This window comes from Streptomyces xingningensis, assembly GCF_054957865.1.
In genome coordinates this window covers 1-1,125 of the sequence record NZ_JBDJPF010000165.1, presented here as the reverse complement: position 1 = coordinate 1,125, position 1,125 = coordinate 1, and the positions used below count along the sequence as shown (strand labels likewise).

Genomic DNA, 1,125 nt, shown 5'->3' with positions numbered 1-1,125 from the left:
CCGCTTGTGAGGTTTCGTAGGAGGGCGGGGAAGGTGGACGAGGGCTGGCTGTTGAGGGTGTCGATATCAAGGTTCATCGCCACCAGATGGGGACGGCCATGCTCAATAGCAGCATCCAGGAGAGCCAGAGCCTGCTCACTGCCCAACGGCCGGACACCAGCACGACCCATCCGCGCACGATCAACACCACCCAGACCACCCGTCATCCCACCCACCGCATCCCACAACCCCCACCCCACCGACACCCCCGGCAACCCCCCAGCCCTACGACGAACCATCAACGCATCACAAAAAGCATTCGCCGCCGCATAATTCGCCTGCCCCGGACTCCCCAACACCCCCGCCACCGAAGAAAACACCACAAAAAACGCCAACCGCAAACCCGCCGTCGCCACATGCAAACTCTCCGCCGCACCCGCCTTCGCCCCCCACACCCGCGCCAACCCCTCCGGCGACTGCGACCCCACCACCGCATCATCAACCACCCCCGCCGCATGAACCACCCCCGTCAACGGATGCCCCGGATCAACACCCGCCACCAAACCCACCACCGCATCCCGATCACCCACATCAACCGCCTCCACGCACACCTCAGCACCCAAACCCCTCAACCGCGCCACCAACTCACCCGCACCCGGCGCACCAGCACCACGACGACTGGCCAACACCACATGCCGAACCCCCCACGCCCGCACCAGATGCTCGGCCACCAAACCACCCAACACCCCCGTACCACCCGTCACCAGAACAGTCCCCTCCGGATCCAAAGCTGCGGGGACATCCAGGACGAGCTTGCCCGTATGCCGGGCCTGGCTCATAAAACGCAACGCCTCACGCGCCCGCGACAACGGCCACACCCCCACCGGCAACGGACGCAAAACCCCCTCACCAAACAACTCACCCACCCGCGCAAACATCTCCCCGATACGATCCGCACCCGCATCCCCCACCAGATCGAACACCCGGTACTCAACCCCCGGATACACCCCAGCAACCCAAGCCGGATCCCGCACATCCGTCTTCCCCATCTCCAAAAACCGCCCCCCCGCACCCAACAACCGCAACGACGCATCAACAAACTCACCCGTCAAACTGTTCAACACCACATCCACACCCCGACCCCCC

General features: G+C 64.5%; 1 protein-coding gene. It reads right to left on the bottom strand.

Going from position 1 to position 1,125, the window contains the following annotated elements:
* Positions 1–1,112, bottom strand: a 1,112-nt coding sequence (locus ABCR83_RS32650) for a KR domain-containing protein (RefSeq protein ID WP_462698889.1), incomplete at its 3' end; no start/stop codon positions are given.
* Positions 1,113–1,125: the final 13 nt, after the last annotated feature.